The 20223-nt window shown below is 71.2% G+C and carries 1 protein-coding gene; it reads left to right on the forward strand.

Annotation, left to right across the window (positions count from 1 at the left end; translation table 11 throughout):
- Window positions 1–48 precede the first annotated feature (48 nt).
- Window positions 49–20196, forward strand: coding sequence for a non-ribosomal peptide synthetase (locus Aau02nite_RS44315; RefSeq protein WP_212994708.1), 20148 nt, complete (start codon window positions 49–51; stop codon window positions 20194–20196).
- The last annotated feature ends 27 nt before the right edge of the window (window positions 20197–20223 follow it).

Genomic DNA, 20223 nt, shown 5'->3' on the forward strand with positions numbered 1-20223 from the left:
GCGGACAACGGTAGCGATGGCGAGAGCGCGGACGAAGAACGGGGACACATGACCACCGGGGAAATCGAGCAGGACGTCAAGGTCGGCGCGCTTCGCGACGAGTACCTCCGCCGCCGGCTCAGCGGGAGAGCCCGGCCCGCTGCGGCACAGCCGAGCGTGGCCGACCGGACCGCACCGCTGCCGCTGTCGCACGGCCAGCAGCAGATGTGGTTCCTCAACCGGCTCGATCCGGCCGGTGCGGAGTTCCTCGTGCCGATCGCCCTGCGGCTACGCGGACCTCTCGACCCGGCGTCGCTGAGCCGGGCCTGGTCCGGGATCGTCGAACGGCACGAGATCCTGCGCACGCGTTACGCCCTCGCCGGCGCCGAGCCCGTCCAGATCATCGACCCGCCCTCGCCGTCGATCGTCGCCGCTGAGGACCTGGCGGAACTCGCCGCCGGCACGACTGCCGAGGCCGCCGCCGAGGCGCTGCTCGCCGTCGAGGCCACCACGCCCTTCGACCTCGCCCAGGAATGGCCGGTCCGCGTCCGCCTGCTGCGGCTCGCCGCTGACGACCACATCCTGTCCGTCGTGTTCCACCACATCGCCTGCGACGCGTGGTCCACCCGGCAGTTTATCGCCGAGTTCAGCGAGCTCTATACCGCCTTCCGGGACGGGCGCTCCCCGGTGTCGGCGAGCCTGCCCATCCAGTACGCCGACTTCGCCGCCGCCCAGCGCGCGGCGCTCGCCGGCACACAAGCGGACCGCCCGCTGGCCTATTGGCGGCGTCAACTCGCCGGCATCCCCGTGATTGAGCTGCCCGCGGACCGCGCCCGGCCGCCCGTGCGCGACACCCGTGGCGCCGAGGTCTCCTTCAGCCTGGACGCCGACGTCAGCGCCGCGGTGAACCGCCTCGCCGCGGTGTCCGGCGCTACCCCCTTCACGGTGCTGGTCGCTGCCTTCCAGGTGCTGGTGTCGCGTTACACGGGCACGACCGACGTGCCGGTGGGCACCGTCGTCTCCGGCCGTACCAGGCCCGAGGAACAACAGCTCATCGGGTATCTCGTCAATACCCTGGTGCTGCGGGGGCGGTGGGACGGCGATCCCAGCTTCGCGATGCTCGTCGCGGCCGCACGGAACACCCTGCTCGACGCCTACGACCATCAGGCGGTGCCGTTCGCGAAACTCGTCGACGAGCTACGCCCGGAGCGCGACCTGTCGCGCACCCCGCTCTACCAGGTGGCAATCACCATGCACGAGGGTCACGCCGACGAGCTGGACCTGGGGGGCCCGATCCTGAGCCGGTATCCGGTCACCGGGCGCGTGGCGAAGTGCGACCTCGAACTGCAGATCCACCAGAACCCCGACGGTTGCTTTAAAGGCCAGCTGGTCTACGCCACCGCCCTGTTCGACGAGGCGACGGCCCAGCGGATGACCCGCCACCTGCTCGCCCTGATCCGCGGGGCGGCGACCCGGCCGGACGAGCCCATCTCCCGCCTCGACATCATGGACGCCGCCGAGCGCGCCGTGGTCATCGGCGCACAGCGGGTGCGGGAGGTCCCGGTGACGGGCACCCTCTACGAGGCGTTCCAGGCCCGGGTGGCCCACGACCGGGACGCGGTGGCCGTGGTCGCCGGCGACCGGACGCTTACCTACGGCGAGACCGCGGAACGGGCCGAGCGGCTGGCGCGCGTGCTGCACCAGCGCGGCGTCGGACCCGGATCGCTGGTCGGTGTCTGCGTCGAGCGGGGCGAGCACCTGGTGCCCACCCTGCTCGGTGTCCTGGCGTCGGGAGCCGGCTATGTGCCGCTGGACCCGGTGAACCCGGCGGACCGGCTGGCCTTCGTGGCCGCCGACGCCGGGGTCGACGTCGTCGTCACCGAGCAGTCGCTGGCCCACCGCGTCGCCGCGGACATCTCCGCGATCGTGCTGGACGCAGCCGCGTTCGGTGCCGATCTGGCGGACGGACCCCGGCCGGTGTGGTCGGACCCCGACGCGGTGGCGTACGTGATCTACACCTCCGGATCCACCGGGCAGCCGAAGGGCTGCGTGGTCACCCATCGCAACGTGCTGCGCCTCGTCGACGCCGCGCAACAGCACTTCGCGTTCGACGCCACCGACGTGTGGACCCTGTTCCACTCGTACGCCTTCGATGTCTCGGTCTTCGAGATGTGGGGCGCGTTGCGGCACGGCGGGCAACTGATCGTCGTACCGCGGGAAGTGACCCGCTCGCCGGCGGACTTCCTGGAGTTGCTGGAGCACCGGCGGGTCACCGTACTGAGCCAGACACCGTCGGCGTTCCGGTCGCTGGTCGCCCTCGCGGCCGCCGGTGACCCTCGTCTCGACCGGCTCGCCCTGCGCCACGTGGTGTTCGCCGGTGAGAAGCTCGACATGCCCGAGCTAAAGCCGTGGACCGATCGCCGGGGCTTCGAACAGCCCACGCTCGTCAACATGTACGGCATCACGGAGACCACCGTGCACACCACGTACTACGTGGTCCAGCCGGGGGACGTCGCCACCGCCGACGGCAATCCCATCGGGCACCCGCTGGCCGACCTCACCGTCCGGCTCTACGATGCGGCCGGCCGGCTCGTTCCCGTCGGCGTGCCCGGCGAGATCCACGTCGGCGGCCCGGGCGTCGCCCGCGCCTATCTGTCGCGGCCGGGACTGACCGCCGAGCGGTTCGTGCCAGACCCTTACGGCGTACCGGGCTCGCGTGCCTACCGCAGCGGTGACCTGGCCCGTCGCCGGGCGGACGGCAGTCTCGACTTCCTCGGCCGGATCGACCACCAGGTGAAGATCCGCGGATATCGTGTCGAGCTCGGCGAGATCGAAGCCGCCCTCGGCGCCCACCCCGAGATCCGGGACGCCGTCGTGCTCCTGCGGGAGTCCGCCGGCGGTACGCAGCTGGTCGCCTACCTGGTCGGCGTGGACGGCGGGGTGCCCGAGACGACGGCCCTGCGCGAGCTGCTCACCGCAACCTTGCCCGACTACATGGTGCCCTCGGCGTTCGTACGGCTCGACGCACTGCCGTTGACGGCCAACGGCAAGCTGGACCGCCGGGCTCTGCCCGCACCCGGGGACGAAGCGTATGCGCACAGCGCGTTCGTCGCGCCCCGCACTCCGCTGGAGGAGCGGGTGACCGCGGTGTGGCGCGAGGTGCTGGAGCGCGACCGGATCGGCGTCCAGGACAACTTCTTCGATCTCGGCGGTGATTCGCTGCGGGCCGTGGCGCTCGTCGGCGCGCTGCGGTCCGAGGGTCTCGACCTCGCGGTCCGCGACGTCTTCGATCATCGGACGGTGAGTTCGCTGTGCGAAATGCTCACCGGCCGGGTGGCCCTGGCCCCGGAGTCACTGCGGCTCGTCGCGCCGTTCGACCTGATCTCCGAGCACGACCGGGTTCAACTGCCGGCCACCGTCGTCGACGCCTACCCGCTGTCGCAGCTGCAGCTCGGCATGGTCATCGAGATGCTCGCCGACGAGGGGGAGAACAACTACCACAACGTCTCGTCGTTCCGGATCCGCGACGACGCGGCCTTCGACCTCGACGCGTTCCGCCAGATCGTACGCACCGTGGTCGCCCGTCACGAGGTGCTGCGGACCTCCCTGCACCTCACCGATTACTCGGTGCCCCTGCAACTGGTGCACGCGAGCGCGGAACCGGCCTGTGGCGCCGAGGACCTGCGCCACCTCGACCCCCAGCAGGCGACGGCGGCGGTGCACGAGTTCGTGCGGCGGGAACGGGCCGAACCGTTCGACCTCGCGGTGCCGGGACTCATGCGGTTCTTCGCACACGTCACCGACCCGGACGGCTGGTGGATCACGGTGACCGAGTGCCACCCGATCCTGGAGGGCTGGAGTCACCACTCCTTGTTGATGGAGGTGCTGACCGGATACCGGGAGCTTCGCGACGGCGGTGTGACCGGCCCGTACGAACTGCCTCCGGTGCGGTTCGCCGACTCCATCGCGGCCGAGCTCACCTCGCTCGCGTCGGCCGAGGACCGGCTCTACTGGCAGGGCATCGTCGACGAGTACCCCAAGTTCACCCTGCCGGCCGGCTGGGGGGAACCGAGCGGTGGTCCCCGCACCACCCACCACGTGATGGTCGGCTGGCAGGACCTGGAACAGGAGCTGCGCGACCTGGCCACCACCGCGCGCGCATCACTGAAGAGCGTGATGATCGCGGCCCACGTCAAGGTGCTGAGCCAGCTCACCGACGAGCCCCGGTTCCACACCGGACTCGTCTTCGACACCCGGCCCGAGATGGCCGGTGCTGATCGGGTGCTCGGCATGTATCTCAACACCCTGCCGCTGGCCGTCGACCGGTCCGCGCGGACCTGGCTGGACCTGGTACGGCAGGTGTTCGACCGGGAGGTGGGCGTGTGGCCGCACCGGCGCCTCCCGCTGCCGACGATCCAGCGGGAGATGATCGGCACCGACCGCCTCATCGACGTGTTCTTCAACTACCAGGACTTCCGGCAGGTCGATGCCACCCTGGTCGACGGCGGTGTCGGCATCGATGACAGCCCGACGGAGTTCCCGCTGACCGTGTCCTCACGCAACGGGCACATCTTCCTGACCGCGGACTCCCGGTGGCTGGGGAGGGAAGTGACCGAGCGTATCGCGGCGATGTACCGCGCCGCCCTGCAGGCGATGGTCGACGACCCCGAGGGCGACTGCCGTCCCACCCTGCTCCCGGCCGACGAGCGTAAACGTCTGCTCGGGGACTGGGCGACCCATCCCACCACTGAGGTGACGCACAGCGTCCTGCGGCGCTTCGAGGAGCAAGTGCGCCGGACGCCCGACGCGGTCGCGGTCGCCGCCGGTGCGGACGACGTCTGCACCTACCGCGACCTCGACGGCCGGGCCGCCCGGATCGCGAACCGGCTGGCCGCCGCCGGCGTCGGGCCGGAGGCGGTGGTCGCCGTCCTGCTGGACCGCGGCGCCGACCTGATCGCTGCCTTGACCGGTACGTGGAAGGCCGGCGCCGCCTACCTGCCGATGGACCCGGTTTTCCCGGCCGACCGGATCGCCGCGATGATCGCCGACGCCGGTATCGCCGCCGTGATCACCCAGTCCGAGTACGTGGACCGGTTCGGCACCACCACGGCCCCGGTCATCGCGCTCGACCGCGATGCCGACGCCCTGCGCGCACTGCCGGACACCACCCTCCCGGTCGCGCACCATCTCGACGAACTGGCGTACGTCATCTACACCTCCGGTTCGACCGGACGACCCAAAGGCGTCGAAGTGACCCACCGGGGCCTGGCCAACCACGTGTCCTGGGCGGTCGAGGAGCTCGCCGCCGCCGGCGTCGACGGCGCCCCGTTCTTCGGGTCGATCGCTTTCGACCTGGTGGTACCCAACGTCTGGGCACCGTTGCTGGCGGGCCAGACGGTGCACGTGATCGGCCAGCACGTCGACGTCGGCTCGCTGGGCACGGAGCTGACCCGGTCGGCGCCGTACACCTTCATCAAGATGACGCCGGGGCACCTGGAGATCCTCGTGCAACAGCTGGACGAGGCGCAGGCCCGCACCCTCGCCCCGCTGCTCGTGGTCGCCGGCGAGGCACTCACCCGGCGCCTCGTGCAGTCGTGGCGGGAGCTCGCGCCCGCCACCACCCTGATCAACGAGTACGGCCCCACCGAGGCTTCGGTCGGCACCTGCACATACCCGATCGGCGCGGCGCCCCTCCACGACGTCATGCCGATCGGGCGGCCACTGCCGGGCATGACGATGTACGTGCTGAACGACCGGCTCGACCCGGTGCCGACGGGTGCGCCGGGCGAGCTGTACGTGGGCGGCACCGGCGTGGCCCGCGGCTACACGCACCGGGCCGGGCTCACCGCCGAGCGGTTCCTGCCCGACCCGTACGGCGCCGGCGGTGGGCGCCTCTACCGGACCGGTGACCGCGTACGGCTCCTGCCCGACGGTGACGTCGAGTTCCTGGGCCGCCGCGACGGCCAGGTGAAGCTCCGGGGATACCGCATCGAGCTCGGCGAGATCGAGTCGGTGCTCGCCGCCGACGCCCGGGTCACCGACGCCCGGGTGCTCATGCGGGCCACCTCCACCGGGGACAAACAGCTCACGGCGTACGTCGTCACCGAGGCGGAGCCGGCGGACCTGCGTCCGGTGCTGGCCCGGAGCCTGCCGGAGTACATGATGCCCGCGGCGATCGTCACCGTGCCCTTCATTCCGTTGAACGCCAACGGCAAACTGGACCACCGCGCGCTGCCAGAACCGGGGCGTGAGGCGTACTCGACCGGTGTTCAGACCGCTCCGCGGACGCCTCTCGAGGAACGCGTGGCGGCTGTCTGGGCCGAAGTGCTGGGCCGCGACCGGGTCGGTGTCGACGACGGGTTCTTCGAGCTGGGCGGTGACTCCATCCGGGCCGTCGCGCTGGTGGGTGCGCTCCGCGGCACGGGACTCGACGTCACCGTGCGGGACGTCTTCCAGCTGCGGACCGTCGCCGCCGTCGCCGCGGCGCTGGCCGAGCGGGCGGGCGGGCCACCCCCCGCCGACACCTTCATCGAGCCGTACGCGCTGCTGGAACCGGCCGATCGCGAGCAGCTGCCGCAGTCCGTCGTGGACGCCTACCCGTTGTCCCAGGTGCAGACCGGAATGCTGGTGGAAAGCCTCGCCAGCGACGACCACAACTATCACAACGTGAACGTGTACGAGGTTCACGACGACCGGACGTTCGACGCCGAGGCGTTCCGGGCGGCCGTGGCCGTCGTCGTGACCCGGCACGACGTGCTGCGTACCACGATCGACCTGACCGGCTACTCGGTGCCTGTGCAACTGGTCCACGCCCGCGCCGACGTACCCGTCTCCTGGCACGATCTGCGGGGAGCCACCGAGCCGGAGATCCGCCACGAGCTGACCGCCTTCGTCGCCGCGGAGCGCGCGGCGCCGTTCGACCTCGCCGCCGGCACCCCGCTGATCCGCGTCTGCGCGCAGGTGACCGCCGCCGACACCTGGTTCTGCGTATTCACCCAGAGCCACGCCATCCTCGACGGCTGGAGCAACCAGCTACTGCTTATGGAACTGATCGAGGTCTATCGCGGCATCCGCGACGGGCTGCCCGTACGTGAGCCGCAGCGGCCATCAGTGCGGTTCGCCGACGCGATCGGCGCGGAACTGCGGGCGCTGGCCTCCGCCGAGGACCGCGCCTACTGGCAGGACCTGGTGACCGAGCACGCCAAATTCCAGTTGCCCGAGGGGTGGCACGGCGACCGCGGTGCGCCCCGGGTGACCGTCCGCGCGGTGGCCCGTTATCACGACCTGCATCCGGCGTTGCGGCGGCTGGCTGCCGCCACCGGGGTCTCCCTCAAGAGCGTGCTGGTGGCCGCGTTCGTCAAACTGCTCTCGCAGCTGACCCGGGAACCGCGGTTCCACGCCGGCATTGTCACCCACACCCGGCCCGAGGCCCGCGGGGGCGACCGGATCTACGGCACCTTCCTCAACACCCTGCCGTTTCCGGCGGACCGCACCGCCCGAACCTGGCGCGAGCTCATCCGGCAGGTGGCGGACCGCGAGATCGAGGCGTGGCCGCACCGGCATTTCCCGATGCTCGCGATCCCGCGCAGCGGGGACAGCCGCCGGCTCGTTGACGTCTTCTTCGCGTACCTGGACTTCCACGAACTGGACGAGGGGGTCGCGGAGGACGGCTGGGGATTCAACGACGCACCGAACGAGTTCGGCCTGGGCATCACGGCGCTGGGCGGCACGCTCAGCCTGCGCGCCGACTCCCACACCCTGAGCGAGGAGTACGCGGAGCGGGTCATCCAGATGTTCCGCACGATCCTGGAGTCGATGGCCGCCGACGCCGACGGGGACGCGAAGGCAGCGTGCCTGCCGGCGGGTGAAGCCACCTGGCTGATGGCGGCCGCGACCGGCCCGTCCAGAACTGGCCAATCCGTGATCGGCCCGGACGCCGCGAACCTGTCCGAGGCGTTCGAGCGGCAGGTCGCGTCGTCCCCGGAGGCGGTGGCGCTGGTGTGCGACGACGTGACGCTCACCTACCGGGAACTGGACGCCCGGGCCAACCGGGTGGCCCGGATGCTCCGGGACCGCGGCGCCGGCGTCGACACCCTGGTCGGGATATGCCTGGAGCGGGGCGTCCATCTCGTCCCTGCCCTGCTCGGCATCCTGAAGTCGGGAGCCGGCTACGTGCCGCTGGACCCGGTGAACCCGGATGACCGGCTGGCCTTCGTGATGGCCGACGCGGATGTGCGACTGGTCGTCACCCAGGCGACGCTGGCAAGGCGGGTGCCCGGCGCGGAATCGTTGCTGATCGACGCGGACGGCTTCTTCGACGGCGACCCGGACCCGGCCCCGGAGTCACCGGCCACGGCTGACACGACCGCGTATGTCATCTACACGTCCGGCACGACCGGGCGGCCGAAGGGCTGTGTCGTCACCCACGGCAACGTACTGCGGCTGATGGCCGGGGGCGTGCGTCATCTCGGCTTCTCCAGGACCGACGTGTGGACCATGTTCCATTCGTACGCCTTCGACTTCTCGGTCTGGGAGATGTGGGGCGCACTGATGCTCGGCGGCCGGCTGGTCGTGGTGTCGCCGGAGGTGAGCCGGTCTCCTGAGGACCTGCTCGATCTGCTGGTCACCCACCAGGTGACCGTGCTGAACCAGACGCCGTCGGCGTTCCGCCGGTTGGTCACGCTGGCCGGCCAGGACGATCCGCGGCTGGCGCGGCTGGCCCTGCGCCAGGTCATCTTCGGCGGTGAGGCGCTGGAGTCGGCGGCGCTGCGACCGTGGTGGCGACACTTCGGCGACCGCGGTCCGGCGCTGATCAACATGTACGGCATCACCGAGACCACCGTCGTGTCCACCTTCCACCGGGTCGACCCCGACGACACCAGCACGGTCATCGACATCGGTGCCCTGATGGAGTCGGAGACCCTGCACCTGCTCGACGCCGCCGGGCACCCCGTGCCGATCGGCGTCCCGGGAGAGATCTGCGCCGGCGGCGGGGGAGTGGCACGCGCCTACCATCGCAGGCCGTCGCTGACCGCCGAGCGGTTCGTCCCCGACCCGTTCGGCCCGCCCGGTGCCCGCCTCTACCGCAGCGGTGACCTGGGCCGGCGGCGCCCCGACGGTGGGCTGGAATTCCTCGGTCGGATCGACCACCAGGTCAAGATGCGGGGCTACCGGATCGAGCTCGGCGAGATCGAGGCGGTCCTGACCGCGCATCCGGACGTGTCCGAGGCGGTGGTCATCGTCCGCGAGGACACGCCCGGCGAGCAGCGCCTGGTGGCGTACTGTGTACCGGCCGCCGTCGAGCTGCCGTCCGCGGCGGACCTCGCGGAGTTCGCCGGCCGCAGTCTGCCCGTGTACATGGTGCCGACGATGTACGTACCGATCTCCGCTGTCCCGGTGACGGTCAACGGGAAGCTGGACCGGGCCGCGCTGCCGGCCCCCGAGGCGGGCTCGATGCACCGCCGCACGTTCGTGGCGCCGCGCACCCCCGCCGAGGAACGGATCGCCCTCGTCTGGGCGGACGTGCTCGGCCTCGACCAGGTCGGCGCCCACGACGGCTTCTTCGAACTCGGTGGCGACTCGATCCGGGTCGTGACGCTGGTCGGCCGGCTCCGCGACGCGGGCCTCGACGTCGCCGTCCGTGACGTGTTCCAGACCGAGACGGTCGCCGGCCTGGCCGGCCTGCTGGCCGGGCGAACGGTCCTGCCGGCCGGCGCCGACGGGGTCACCGCGCCGTTCGCGCTGATCGGCGATGACGACCGCGCCCGGGTGCTGGCCGACGTGGTGGACGTCTATCCGCTCTCGCAGATGCAGACCGGCATGCTCGTCGAGATGCTGGCCGACACCACCCGCAACCGGTACCACGGCCTGGCCTCCTACTATGTGCAGGACAGCGAACCGTTCGCCGTGGATGCACTGCGCACCGCGATCGGCATCGTGTCGGCGCGCCACGACGTGCTGCGGACCTCGTTCGACCTGTCCACGTTCACCACACCGATGCAGGTCGTCCATGCGCGAGTGGAGACGCCTGTCGCCGTGCACGACCTCCGGCCCCTGCCGGTCGGCGCGCGCTACGACGCGATGCGGGAACACGTCGCCTTGGAGCGGGCGACCGTCTTCGACGTCGCGGTCGCGCCGCTGCTCAGAATCACCGTGCACCTCGAGGACGACGGCTGGCGGCTGTCGTTCACGCAGTCGCACATGGTCATCGAGGGGTGGAGCCTCCACGCGCTCATGACCGAGCTGCTGGAGGTCTACCGCAGCGTGCGTGACGGCCGGGAGCCGCTTGCGTACGAGGCGCCCCGGTTGCGTTTCGCCGACTCGATCGCCGCCGAACTCGACGCGCTCGTCTCGGCGGAGGACCGGGCGTACTGGCAGGAAGTCGTGGACAGCGCCGCGCCGTTCACCTTCCCCGCGTCCTGGGCGGGTGCGAAGCGGGACGACTCGGAGGACTACCTCGTGCGAGTCGACATCCGTGACCTCGAAGCGCCGCTGCGGACCCTGGCCGTCGCGACCGGTTCCTCACTCAAGACCGTCCTGCTCGCCGCGCACCTGAAGGTGATCAGCCAGCTCACGACCGAGGACTGTGTACACACCGGGCTCGTCTCGCACGTCCGTCCGGAGGCGGCCGACGCTGACCGGGTGTACGGCACCTACGTCAACACTCTGCCCATCGCCGTGAACCGCTCGGCCGGAACGTGGCGGGAGCTGGTCCGGGCCGTGTTCCGCACGGAGACGGCGATGTGGCCGCACCGGCACTTTCCGATGCCGGAGATCCAGCGTCTCGACGGCGACGGCCGGCGCCTCATCGACGTGCTGTTCAGTTATCTGGACTTCCCCGTCGTGGACGACCGCACCGTCGACGCCCGTACCGGGCTCGGCGAGGGCGCCACCGAGTTCGACCTGGCCGTCACCGGCTCCGTCGCTCAGGGGCTGACACTGAAGACGCGCACCTCGGTACTGGACCGGGCCCACACCGCACGAATCGCGGAGATGTTCCGGGCTGTCCTCGAGGCGATGGCGGCCGATCCGGACGCGAGCGCCCGGACGATCCACCTGCCGGCCGGGGAACGGGACTGGTTGCTCGCTGCCGGTGGCACCGAGACCCCGGACGAGCCGGGAACCACCCTGCACCGGGTGTTCGAACGGCAGGTCGAAGCGACCCCTGACGCGGTAGCGGTGCTGGCCGACGGCGTGACCCTGTCGTACCGCGAGCTGAACGAGCGGGCCAACCGGCTCGCCCGGGTCCTGAGGGAACGCGGAGTCGGCCCGGAGACCGTCGTAGGTGTCTGCGTCGAGCGGGGTATCGAGCTGCTACCGGCGCTGCTCGCGGTTCTCAAGACCGGGGCGGGGTACGTACCGCTGGACCCGATCAACCCGGACGACCGGCTGGCGTACGTGATCGCCGACTCCGGAGCCGCGCTGGTGCTGACCCAGTCGTCGCTCACCGGACGGATGCCGGACGTGCCGCTCGTCGTGACCGACGATCCGGGCACCACCGCGGGCCGCTCAGCCGACGACCTGGCGGCCACCGGGGAGGCCGCCAACCTGGCGTACGTCATCTACACCTCGGGCTCCACCGGCCGCCCCAAGGGCTGCGAGGTCACCCACGGCAACGTGCTACGTCTGTTCACCGCGATACGCGAGCACGTCGACATCCGGGACACCGACGTGTGGGCACTGTTCCACTCGTACGCCTTCGACGTCTCCGTCTACGAGATGTGGGGTGCGCTGCTGCACGGCGGCCGGCTGGTCGTCGTCCCCCAGGACGTCAGCCGTTCCCCTGAGGACCTGCTGGAGCTGCTCGTCCAGCACCGGGTGACGATGCTCAACCAGACACCGTCCGCCTTCCGGGCCCTGGTCGCGCGGGTGGCCCAGGACGACGACCGCATTCACGACCTCACGCTCCGGGTCGTCATGAACGGCGGAGAGCCGCTCGACACGGCGGACCTGCGCCCGTGGACCGAACGGCTGGGGCTGACCGCCCCGGAGCTAGTCAACGTCCACGGGATCACCGAGACGGCGGTCATCGACAGCTGGCACACCGTCACCGTCGACGACGACGGCCCGATCCCGATCGGCCCGCCCCTGCGGGACGTGATCGTGCGTCTGCTCGACCCGGCGGGTCAGCTCGTGCCGATCGGCGTGCCCGGCGAGATGTACATCAGCGGTCCGTCGGTCGCCCGTGCCTACCGCCGCAGGCCCGCTCTGACCGGCCGCTCGTTCGTGCCGGACGCGTACGGCCCACCGGGAACCCGGGCCTACCGCACCGGCGACCTGGCCCGCTGGCGTCTCGACGGGGGCCTGGACTTCGTCGGGCGGGCCGACGCCCAGGTCAAGATCCGCGGCTACCGGGTCGAACTCGGCGAGATCGAGGCGGTGCTGGGCACCCACCCGGGCGTCCGGTCCGCGGTGGTCATCGTCCGCGAGGACGAGGCCGGCAAGCAGCGTCTGGTGGCCTACTGCGTACCGGCCGCACAGCAACTGCCCTCCGCGGCGGAGCTGGCCGCATTCACCGGCGAGAGCGTGCCCGAGTACATGGTGCCCTCGGCGTTCGTGAGCATGACGTCGATCCCGCTGACTGTCCACGGCAAGCTGAACCGCAAGGCGCTCCCGGCACCCGAGGCAGGCGTACCGTCCGCCCGTCCGGACACGACGCCGCGTACGGCCGGGCAGGAGCGCATCGCCGCCGTCTGGTGCCGGGTGCTCGGGCTGGACGACGTCGGCATCGACGACGGCTTCTTCGCCCTCGGGGGAGACTCCGTCCGCGGCGTCGCCCTCGTCGGCGCGCTGCGGGCCGAGGGGTTCGACCTGTCCGTGCGCGACGTCTTCCAGCACCGTACGGTCGCCGGCCTGGCCGCTGTGGCCGAGGAACGCGGTGGCGCCGCCCCCGCGGTCCAGGGATCCGTGCGGGCCTTCGCGCTGGTGTCCGACGCGGACCGGGACCGGTTGCCGGAGGGACTGTCCGACGCGTACCCGTTGTCGCAGAACCAGGTGGGCATGTTTGTGGAGATGCTGCACGACAGTGAAGGCGGGCTCTACCACAACGTCTCTTCCGTGCTGATCGACGACAACCGGCCGTTCTCGTTCGAGGCCCTGCGCTCCGCCGTGGACATCGTCGCCGGCCGCCACGACGTACTGCGTACCTCCGTCGATCTGAGCTCCTACAGCGTGCCCCTGCAGCTGGTCTGGGCGCACACCGCCGTGCCCTGCGCCGAGGGAGACCTGCGCGGCCTCGACGAGGCGGAACAGCGGCAGCGCATGACCGCCTTCGTGGCCGCCGAACGCGCCGACGCGTTCGAGCTCTCCGGTGCCGCGCCGTTGTTCCGGGTGCACGCCCACCAGCGAGAGGGCGGATGGTTCCTCAGCCTGACCCAGAGCCATGCCATCCTCGAGGGCTGGAGTCACCACCGGCTGCTCAACGAGCTCGTCGCCGCTTACCGGCAGATCCGCGACACGGGACAAGCCGAACCGTACGAGGCGCCGCCGGTCCGGTTCGCCGACGCGATCGCCGCCGAGCTGGCGGCCCTCAACTCGGCGGAGGATCGTTCCTACTGGCGGCGCATCGTCGAGGGGTATGCCCCACTGCGGTTGCCGAGGGCCTGGGCCGCACCCGATGACCAGGACGGCTCACCGGTCGCCACGGTGCCCTGTCACGATCTCGCCGATGGCCTTCGCGCGCTCGCCGGACGGGTCGGCGGCCCGGTCAAGAGCGTCCTGCTCGCCGCCCACCTCAAGGTGATGAGCCAGCTCACCGAGGAACCGGCATTCCACACCGGGCTCGTCGCGCACACCCGGCCTGAGACCCCGGGCGCCGACCGGGTCCACGGCATGTTCCTCAACACCGTTCCGTTCCCGGCGACCCGTCCCACGGGCACCTGGAGTGAACTCGTCCAGGAGGTCTACGACACCGAGACCGGACTGTGGCCGCACCGGCACTTCCCGATGCCGGAGATGCAGCGCCTGACCGGCGACCGCGTCCGGCTCATCGACGTCATGTTCAACTACGTCGACTTCGCCCGCGGCGAGCAGAGCGAAGAGATGCGCGTCGCTATCGGCAGCGCCGCCACCGAGTTCCCGCTGTCCGTGCACGCCCGCGGAGAGGACCGGATCACCCTGCGGGCCGCACCGGGCGTGCTGAGCCAGACCGCTCTCGACCGGATCGCGGTCATGTTCCGCGCCGTGCTCGAGGCGATGGCCACCGACCCGGATGGCGACACCCGTTCCGTCCGCCTCGTGGACCAGCCCGTGCCGGAGACCGTCGCGGAGACCGTCCCGCAGGCGACGGGAGAATGTCTGCCGGCACTGTTCGAGTCGCGGGCCTCCGGCAGCCCCGACGACGTCGCCGTGGTCGCCGAGGGCGTCGAGCTGACCTACGCCCAGCTCAACGCGCGCGCCAACCGCCTGGCCTGGCAGCTGCGTGAGCTGGGAGCCGGTCCCGAGTCAGTGGTCGGCGTCTGCCTCGAGCGCGGCGCGGACCTGGTGCCCGCCCTGCTCGGTGTCCTCAAGTCCGGGGCCGGATACCTTCCGCTCGACCTCTCCAACCCCGCCGAGCGGCTCGGCTTCATGCTGGCCGATGCCGGGGCCGGCATCGTGGTGGCCACGTCCGCAACGGCCGACTCGGTCCAGGACGTCTTCACCGGCACCGTGATCCTGCTCGACCAGTCCGAACAGGGGGACCAGCCCGACTCCGACCCGTCGCCGCTCGCGGAGCCGGCCGACCTGGCGTACCTGATGTACACGTCGGGATCGACCGGCCGGCCCAAGGGCGTCGCTGTCAGCCACGCCAACGTCGGGCAGTTCCTGACCGGAGTCCGTGAACACGTCACGACCGACGACTCTGACGTCTGGGCGATGACCCACTCGTACGCCTTCGACGTGTCGGTGTTCGAGCTGTGGGGTGCACTGCTCACCGGCGGCCGGCTGGTCGTGGTGCCGGCCGAGGTCGCCCGCTCCCCGGAGGACCTGCTGGACCTGCTCGTGGAACACGAGGTCACCGTGCTCTGCCAGACACCGTCGGCGTTCCGTGGCCTGAACGCCGCGGCGGCGGCCGGCGATCCGCGCGTCAAGCAACTCGCGGTGCGCCTGCTGCTGTTCGCCGGAGAACCGCTCGAGGCCCGGACACTGGAGCCGTGGCTGGCCCGCCGCGGACTCGGCCGCACCGTGGTCATGAACCTGTACGGCCCCACCGAGAGCACCGTGTACGCCCTCCAGCACCGGCTGACCCGCCACGACATCGCGGCCGGTCGGGCGCCGATCGGCCGGGCCCTGAGCGGCCTGTCCGTCCACCTGCTCGACAGCGACGGCCTGCCGGTGCCCGACGGCGTGCCGGGGGAGATCACCGTCGGCGGCCCCACGGTGGCCCGCGGCTACCTGCACCGGCCAGGACTGACCGCTGACCGGTTCCGCCCCGACCCGTACGGTGCACCGGGCACCCGGATGTATCGCACCGGTGACCTGGCCTGCCGGATGCCCGACGGCGCCATCGACTTCGTCACCCGGATGGACGGGCAGGTCAAACTGCGCGGATATCGGATCGAGCCGGGCGAGATCGAGGCCTGCCTCACGGGGCACGCCGAGGTGCGTGACGCCGTCGTGGTGGTCCGGGAGCAGAACGGCGAACCACGGCTCGTCGCCTACGTCGTGCCGGCCGGCCCGGTAAGCCCCGACGTACCCGGCCTGCGGAGCTGGGCGGCCCGTTCGCTGCCCTCGTACATGGTGCCGTCGGCCTTCGTCGTGCTCGACCGGCTGCCACTGAACACCAGCAGCAAGCTCGACGTACGCGCCTTGCCGGCCCCGGACGACGAAGCGGTCGCCAAGGACACCTATGCCGCCCCGGCGACGCCCGTGGAACAGCAGGTCGCCGACGTGTGGTCCAGGGTGCTCGGCGTCGGCCGCGTCGGCCGCAACGACAGCTTCTTCCACCTCGGTGGCGACTCGATGCGGGTGCTGACCCTGGCCGGGATGCTCCGGGCGGAAGGCTTCGAGCTGGTCGTCCGCGACGTCTTCGAGCGGCCCGTACTGGCGGACTTCTGCACCGGGCTGCGCCGCGGTTCCGGCCATCCGGGCTCCGGTACCACGGTGGAGCCCTTCGCCCTGCTCACCGAGTCCGACCGGGCGAAGGTGCCGGCGGGGGTCATGGACGCGTACCCGCTCACCCAGAACCAGCTGGGCATGCTCGTGGAGATGCTCGCCAAGCAGGACGGGGGCGGTCACTACCACCTGGTCAACTCGGTGCGCTTCCGCGACGGCCGGCCCTTCGACGCCGCAGCGTTCCAGCAGGCCGTCGATCTGCTGGTGGCCCGGCACGAGGTGTTGCGTACCTCGGTGGACCTGACCTCCTGTTCGGTGCCCGTGCAGTACGTACACGCCGATGTCCACCTGCCCGTGCAGGTCTCGGACCTGCACGACCTGGAGGAGGCCCGCCGGCAGCAGATCATCGACGCCTATGTCCGGCAGCAGAGCGAGACGCTCTTCGCCCACGAGTCGGCCCCGCTGATGCGGTTCCACATCCATCTGTGCGACGACGACAGCTGGCAGTGCACCATCACCCAGTCCCACCTGATCGTGGACGGCTGGAGCCTGGATCTGCTGCGGCGCGAGCTGCTGGACGACTACCACCGGCTGCGCGACGGCGCGGACGCTCCGGCCTACCAGCCACCGGCCGCACGCTTCGCCGACGCGGTCGCGGCGGAACTCCGGTCCCTGACGTCGGAAGCGGACCGGGAGTTCTGGCGCACCGTGGTCACGCACCGCGGGCCGGTCGGCCTGCCCACCGCCTGGATTCCCGGCTCGCCGCGGCCGGGACGGCTGTGCACGGCCGAGGTGCCCTTCGGCGATGTGGACACCGGGCTGCGCCGTCTCGCTGCCGAGGCGGGCGCCCCGCTCAAGAGCGTGCTGCTCGCGGCGTTCGTCAAGGTGATGGCCACGCTGAGTGTGGACCAGGAGGTCTTCCTCGGCCTGGCCACCCACGTGCGGCCCGAGTTGTCGGGCGCGGACCGGGTGCTGGGCATGCACCTCAACACCGTGCCGTTCCCCGCCGACCGGCCCACTGGCACCTGGCGCGAGCTGGTCCGGCGTACCTTCGCCGACGAGGCCCGGATGTGGCCGCACCGGCACTACCCGATGCCGGCGATCCAGCGCGAATGGGGCGACGGCCGCCGGCTCATCGACGTGTACTTCAGCTTCCACGACTTCGAGCGGCCGGATCCCGGGCTGACCGACGCCGACGCGGGCACGGGCTTCGCCAGCAACGAGTTCCCGCTCTCCGTGATCACCGCTGGGCAGGTCATGACCCTGCGCGCCGCCGCCGACGCGGTGAGCGCCGTGGACACGGCCAGGATCGCCGCGATGATCCGGGCGGTGCTCGAGGAGATGGCCGCCGACCCCGACGGCGACGCGGTGCCGAACGTCCTTCCCCCCGGCGAGGCCGTCCAGCTGCTACGGGAGTGGTCGCACACCGCTGCCGAACCACTGACCAGGACGGCGCTCGCCATGGTGGAGGAGCAGGCCGCACGCGTACCGGACGCGGTCGCGGTGACCACGGCTACCGGCGCCGTGTCCTACGGGGAACTCGATGCGCGGGCCAACCGGTTCGCCCACCGTCTGCGGTCGGCCGGAGCGGGCCCGGAAACGGTGGTCGGCGTCCTGCTTGACCGCGAGGTCGCACTCCCGGCCGCGTTGCTGGGCGTGTGGAAGGCCGGCGCGGCATACCTGCCGTTGGACCCGGCACACCCGGACGAGAGGGTGGCGGCCCTGCTCGCCGATGCCGGCGCGGTCGCCCTGATCACCGGCGCGGACCGGGCGCCGGCTCTGTCCAGCCGGTTCGCCGGGCAGATCGTCGTGCCCGGCGACGAGGACGATGCTCCCTCGAGCGCGACCGGCGTGCGGGTCGGGCTCGACCAGCTCGCCTATGTCATCTACACGTCCGGCTCGACCGGCCGGCCCAAGGGTGTCCTGGTCGACCATCGCGGGCTGGGTAATCACCTCGCCTGGGCGGCTCGGGAGCTGTGCGAGGGTGACGGCGGTGCTCCGCTGTTCTCCTCTGTCGCCTTCGACCTGGTGGTCCCGATCCTGTGGGCACCGCTGATGGCCGGCAGCCGCCTGCACCTCATCGGCGGCGACCCGACTCAGCTCGGCGCGGAGCTGCTCACCGGCGCGCCCTACTCCTTCATCAAGCTGACCCCGGGGCACCTGGAGATGCTCGCGGCCCAGTTGCCCGAGCAAGCAGCGGACACTCTGGCCCGGCGGATCCTGGTGGCGGGGGAGGCGTTCACCGTTGCGATGCTGGATCGCTGGTCCGCGCTCGCCCCGGCCACCCTGGTGATCAACGAATACGGGCCGACGGAGGCCTCGGTCGGTACCAGCATCCATCCGGTCACCGGCTCGGTCACCGGTGACGTCGTACCGATCGGCCGCCCCCTGCCCGGAATGACGATGTACGTCCTGGATCGCCGCATGCAGCCGGTGCCGACCGGCGTCCCGGGCGAGCTGTACGTCGGCGGGACCGGCGTGGCGCGTGGCTATCTGGGCCGTCCCGGCCTGACCGCCGGCAGATTCGTCCCGAATCCGTTCGGCGCCGGGGGCTCCCGGCTCTACCGCACCGGAGACCTGGCACGGATGCGGGACGGCGGTGTGGTGGAGTTCCTGGGCCGCATCGACCGCCAGGTGAAGATCCGCGGCTATCGCATCGAGCTGGGCGAGGTCGAGGCGGCCATCGCGGCCGAACCGGGTGTCGGCCAGGTACGCGTCGTGGTCCGTGAGGACCGGCCCGGCGACAAGCGGCTCACCGCCTACCTGGTGGCGGCCGAACCGGGCGGGTGCGACCCGGACGAGCTGCGCACGGCCCTCGCGCGCGGTCTGCCCGACTACCTGGTGCCCTCGACGTTCATGGTTCTCGATGAGCTGCCGCTCACCGCGAACGGTAAGTTCGACGAGAGCGCCCTGCCCGCACCCACCACCGCGGCGCCCGTCGCCAAACGCCCACCGGCCTCCGCCGTCGAAGTGGCACTGGCCGAGCTGTGGAGCCGGGTGCTCGGCGTCGACCAGGTCGGCCTGGACGACGACTTCTTCGACCTGGGCGGGCACTCGATCCTGGTCATCCGGCTGGTCGCCGACGCGACGAGGCAGGGGCTGCCACTGACGCTTTTCATGGTCTACCAGTACGCCACGCTGGGCGAGCTCGCGGGAGCCGTCTCGGCCGCCGTCACAGCCGCCCCGCAGCCAGAACCCGTCGTCACGCCGGCGCTGCCGATGCGCGTGCTGGTCTCGGCGCAGGTTCCGGGGGCTGGTTTCGCGGTCGTACGGGGCGGCGAGATCCTCGAAGCGGGTGGTGCGGGCACCGTCCGCGCCGGCAGCGACGTGCCGGTGACCGCCGACACGGTGTTCCAGGTCGGCTCACTGAGCAAGCTGGTCACCGCGGTCGGTGTCCTGCGACTGGTCGACCGCGGAGTCCTCGACCTGGACAAGGACGTCAACGAATACCTACGGCAGTGGCGGATCCCCGGGGAAGGACGTCCGATCACCCTGCGGCATCTGCTCGGCCACCGCTCCGGTCTCTCGCTGGTAGCCGGCAAAGGCTACTCCGCCGGCGAGCCGGCACCGTCCATCCTGGACATTCTGAACGGCCGGCCCCCGGCTCGCAACGAACCAGTGCACCGCGAGTCGGCGCCGGGTGACACGTTCCGTTTGGCGAACGTCCACTACGACGTGGTCCAACAGGTCGTCATCGATGCCACCGGCCTGCCCTTCGCCGAGGTGATGCGGGCCGAGGTGTTCGAGCCCTTCGGGATGTCCGGCTCCAGTTTCGACCAGGACTTCCCGTCGCGGTGCGGGCGCACGGTGGCGGCGGGCCACGACGCGGACGGCGTACCGGCCGTCGACGGATGGCTCAAGCGCCCCGATGAGGCGGCCGCGGGACTGTGGACCACGGCGATCGACCTGGCGTCGCTGCTGCTGGAGATCCGTCGCGGCCATCTCGGACGACCGCTGGCCAAGCTGTCCACCGGATCGGCCCAGGCGCTGTTGCGGACCCGTCCTGACGGTTCGTACGGACTGGGCGCGGTCGTCGACGCCTCCGGCCAGGACATCCGCTTCGGTCATGCCGGCGAACCCGTGGGCTATTACGCCTTCGCCACCTGCACGGTGCAATCCGGTGACGGCTGGGTGGTACTGACCAACGGCGCCTCGGGCGATGCCGTGGTGAGGGCTTTCGCGTAAGTGCGGAGACCGGGCACCACCTATCGA

Source organism: Actinoplanes auranticolor, from assembly GCF_018332655.1.
GTDB classification, from domain to species: Bacteria; Actinomycetota; Actinomycetes; order Mycobacteriales; family Micromonosporaceae; genus Actinoplanes; species Actinoplanes auranticolor.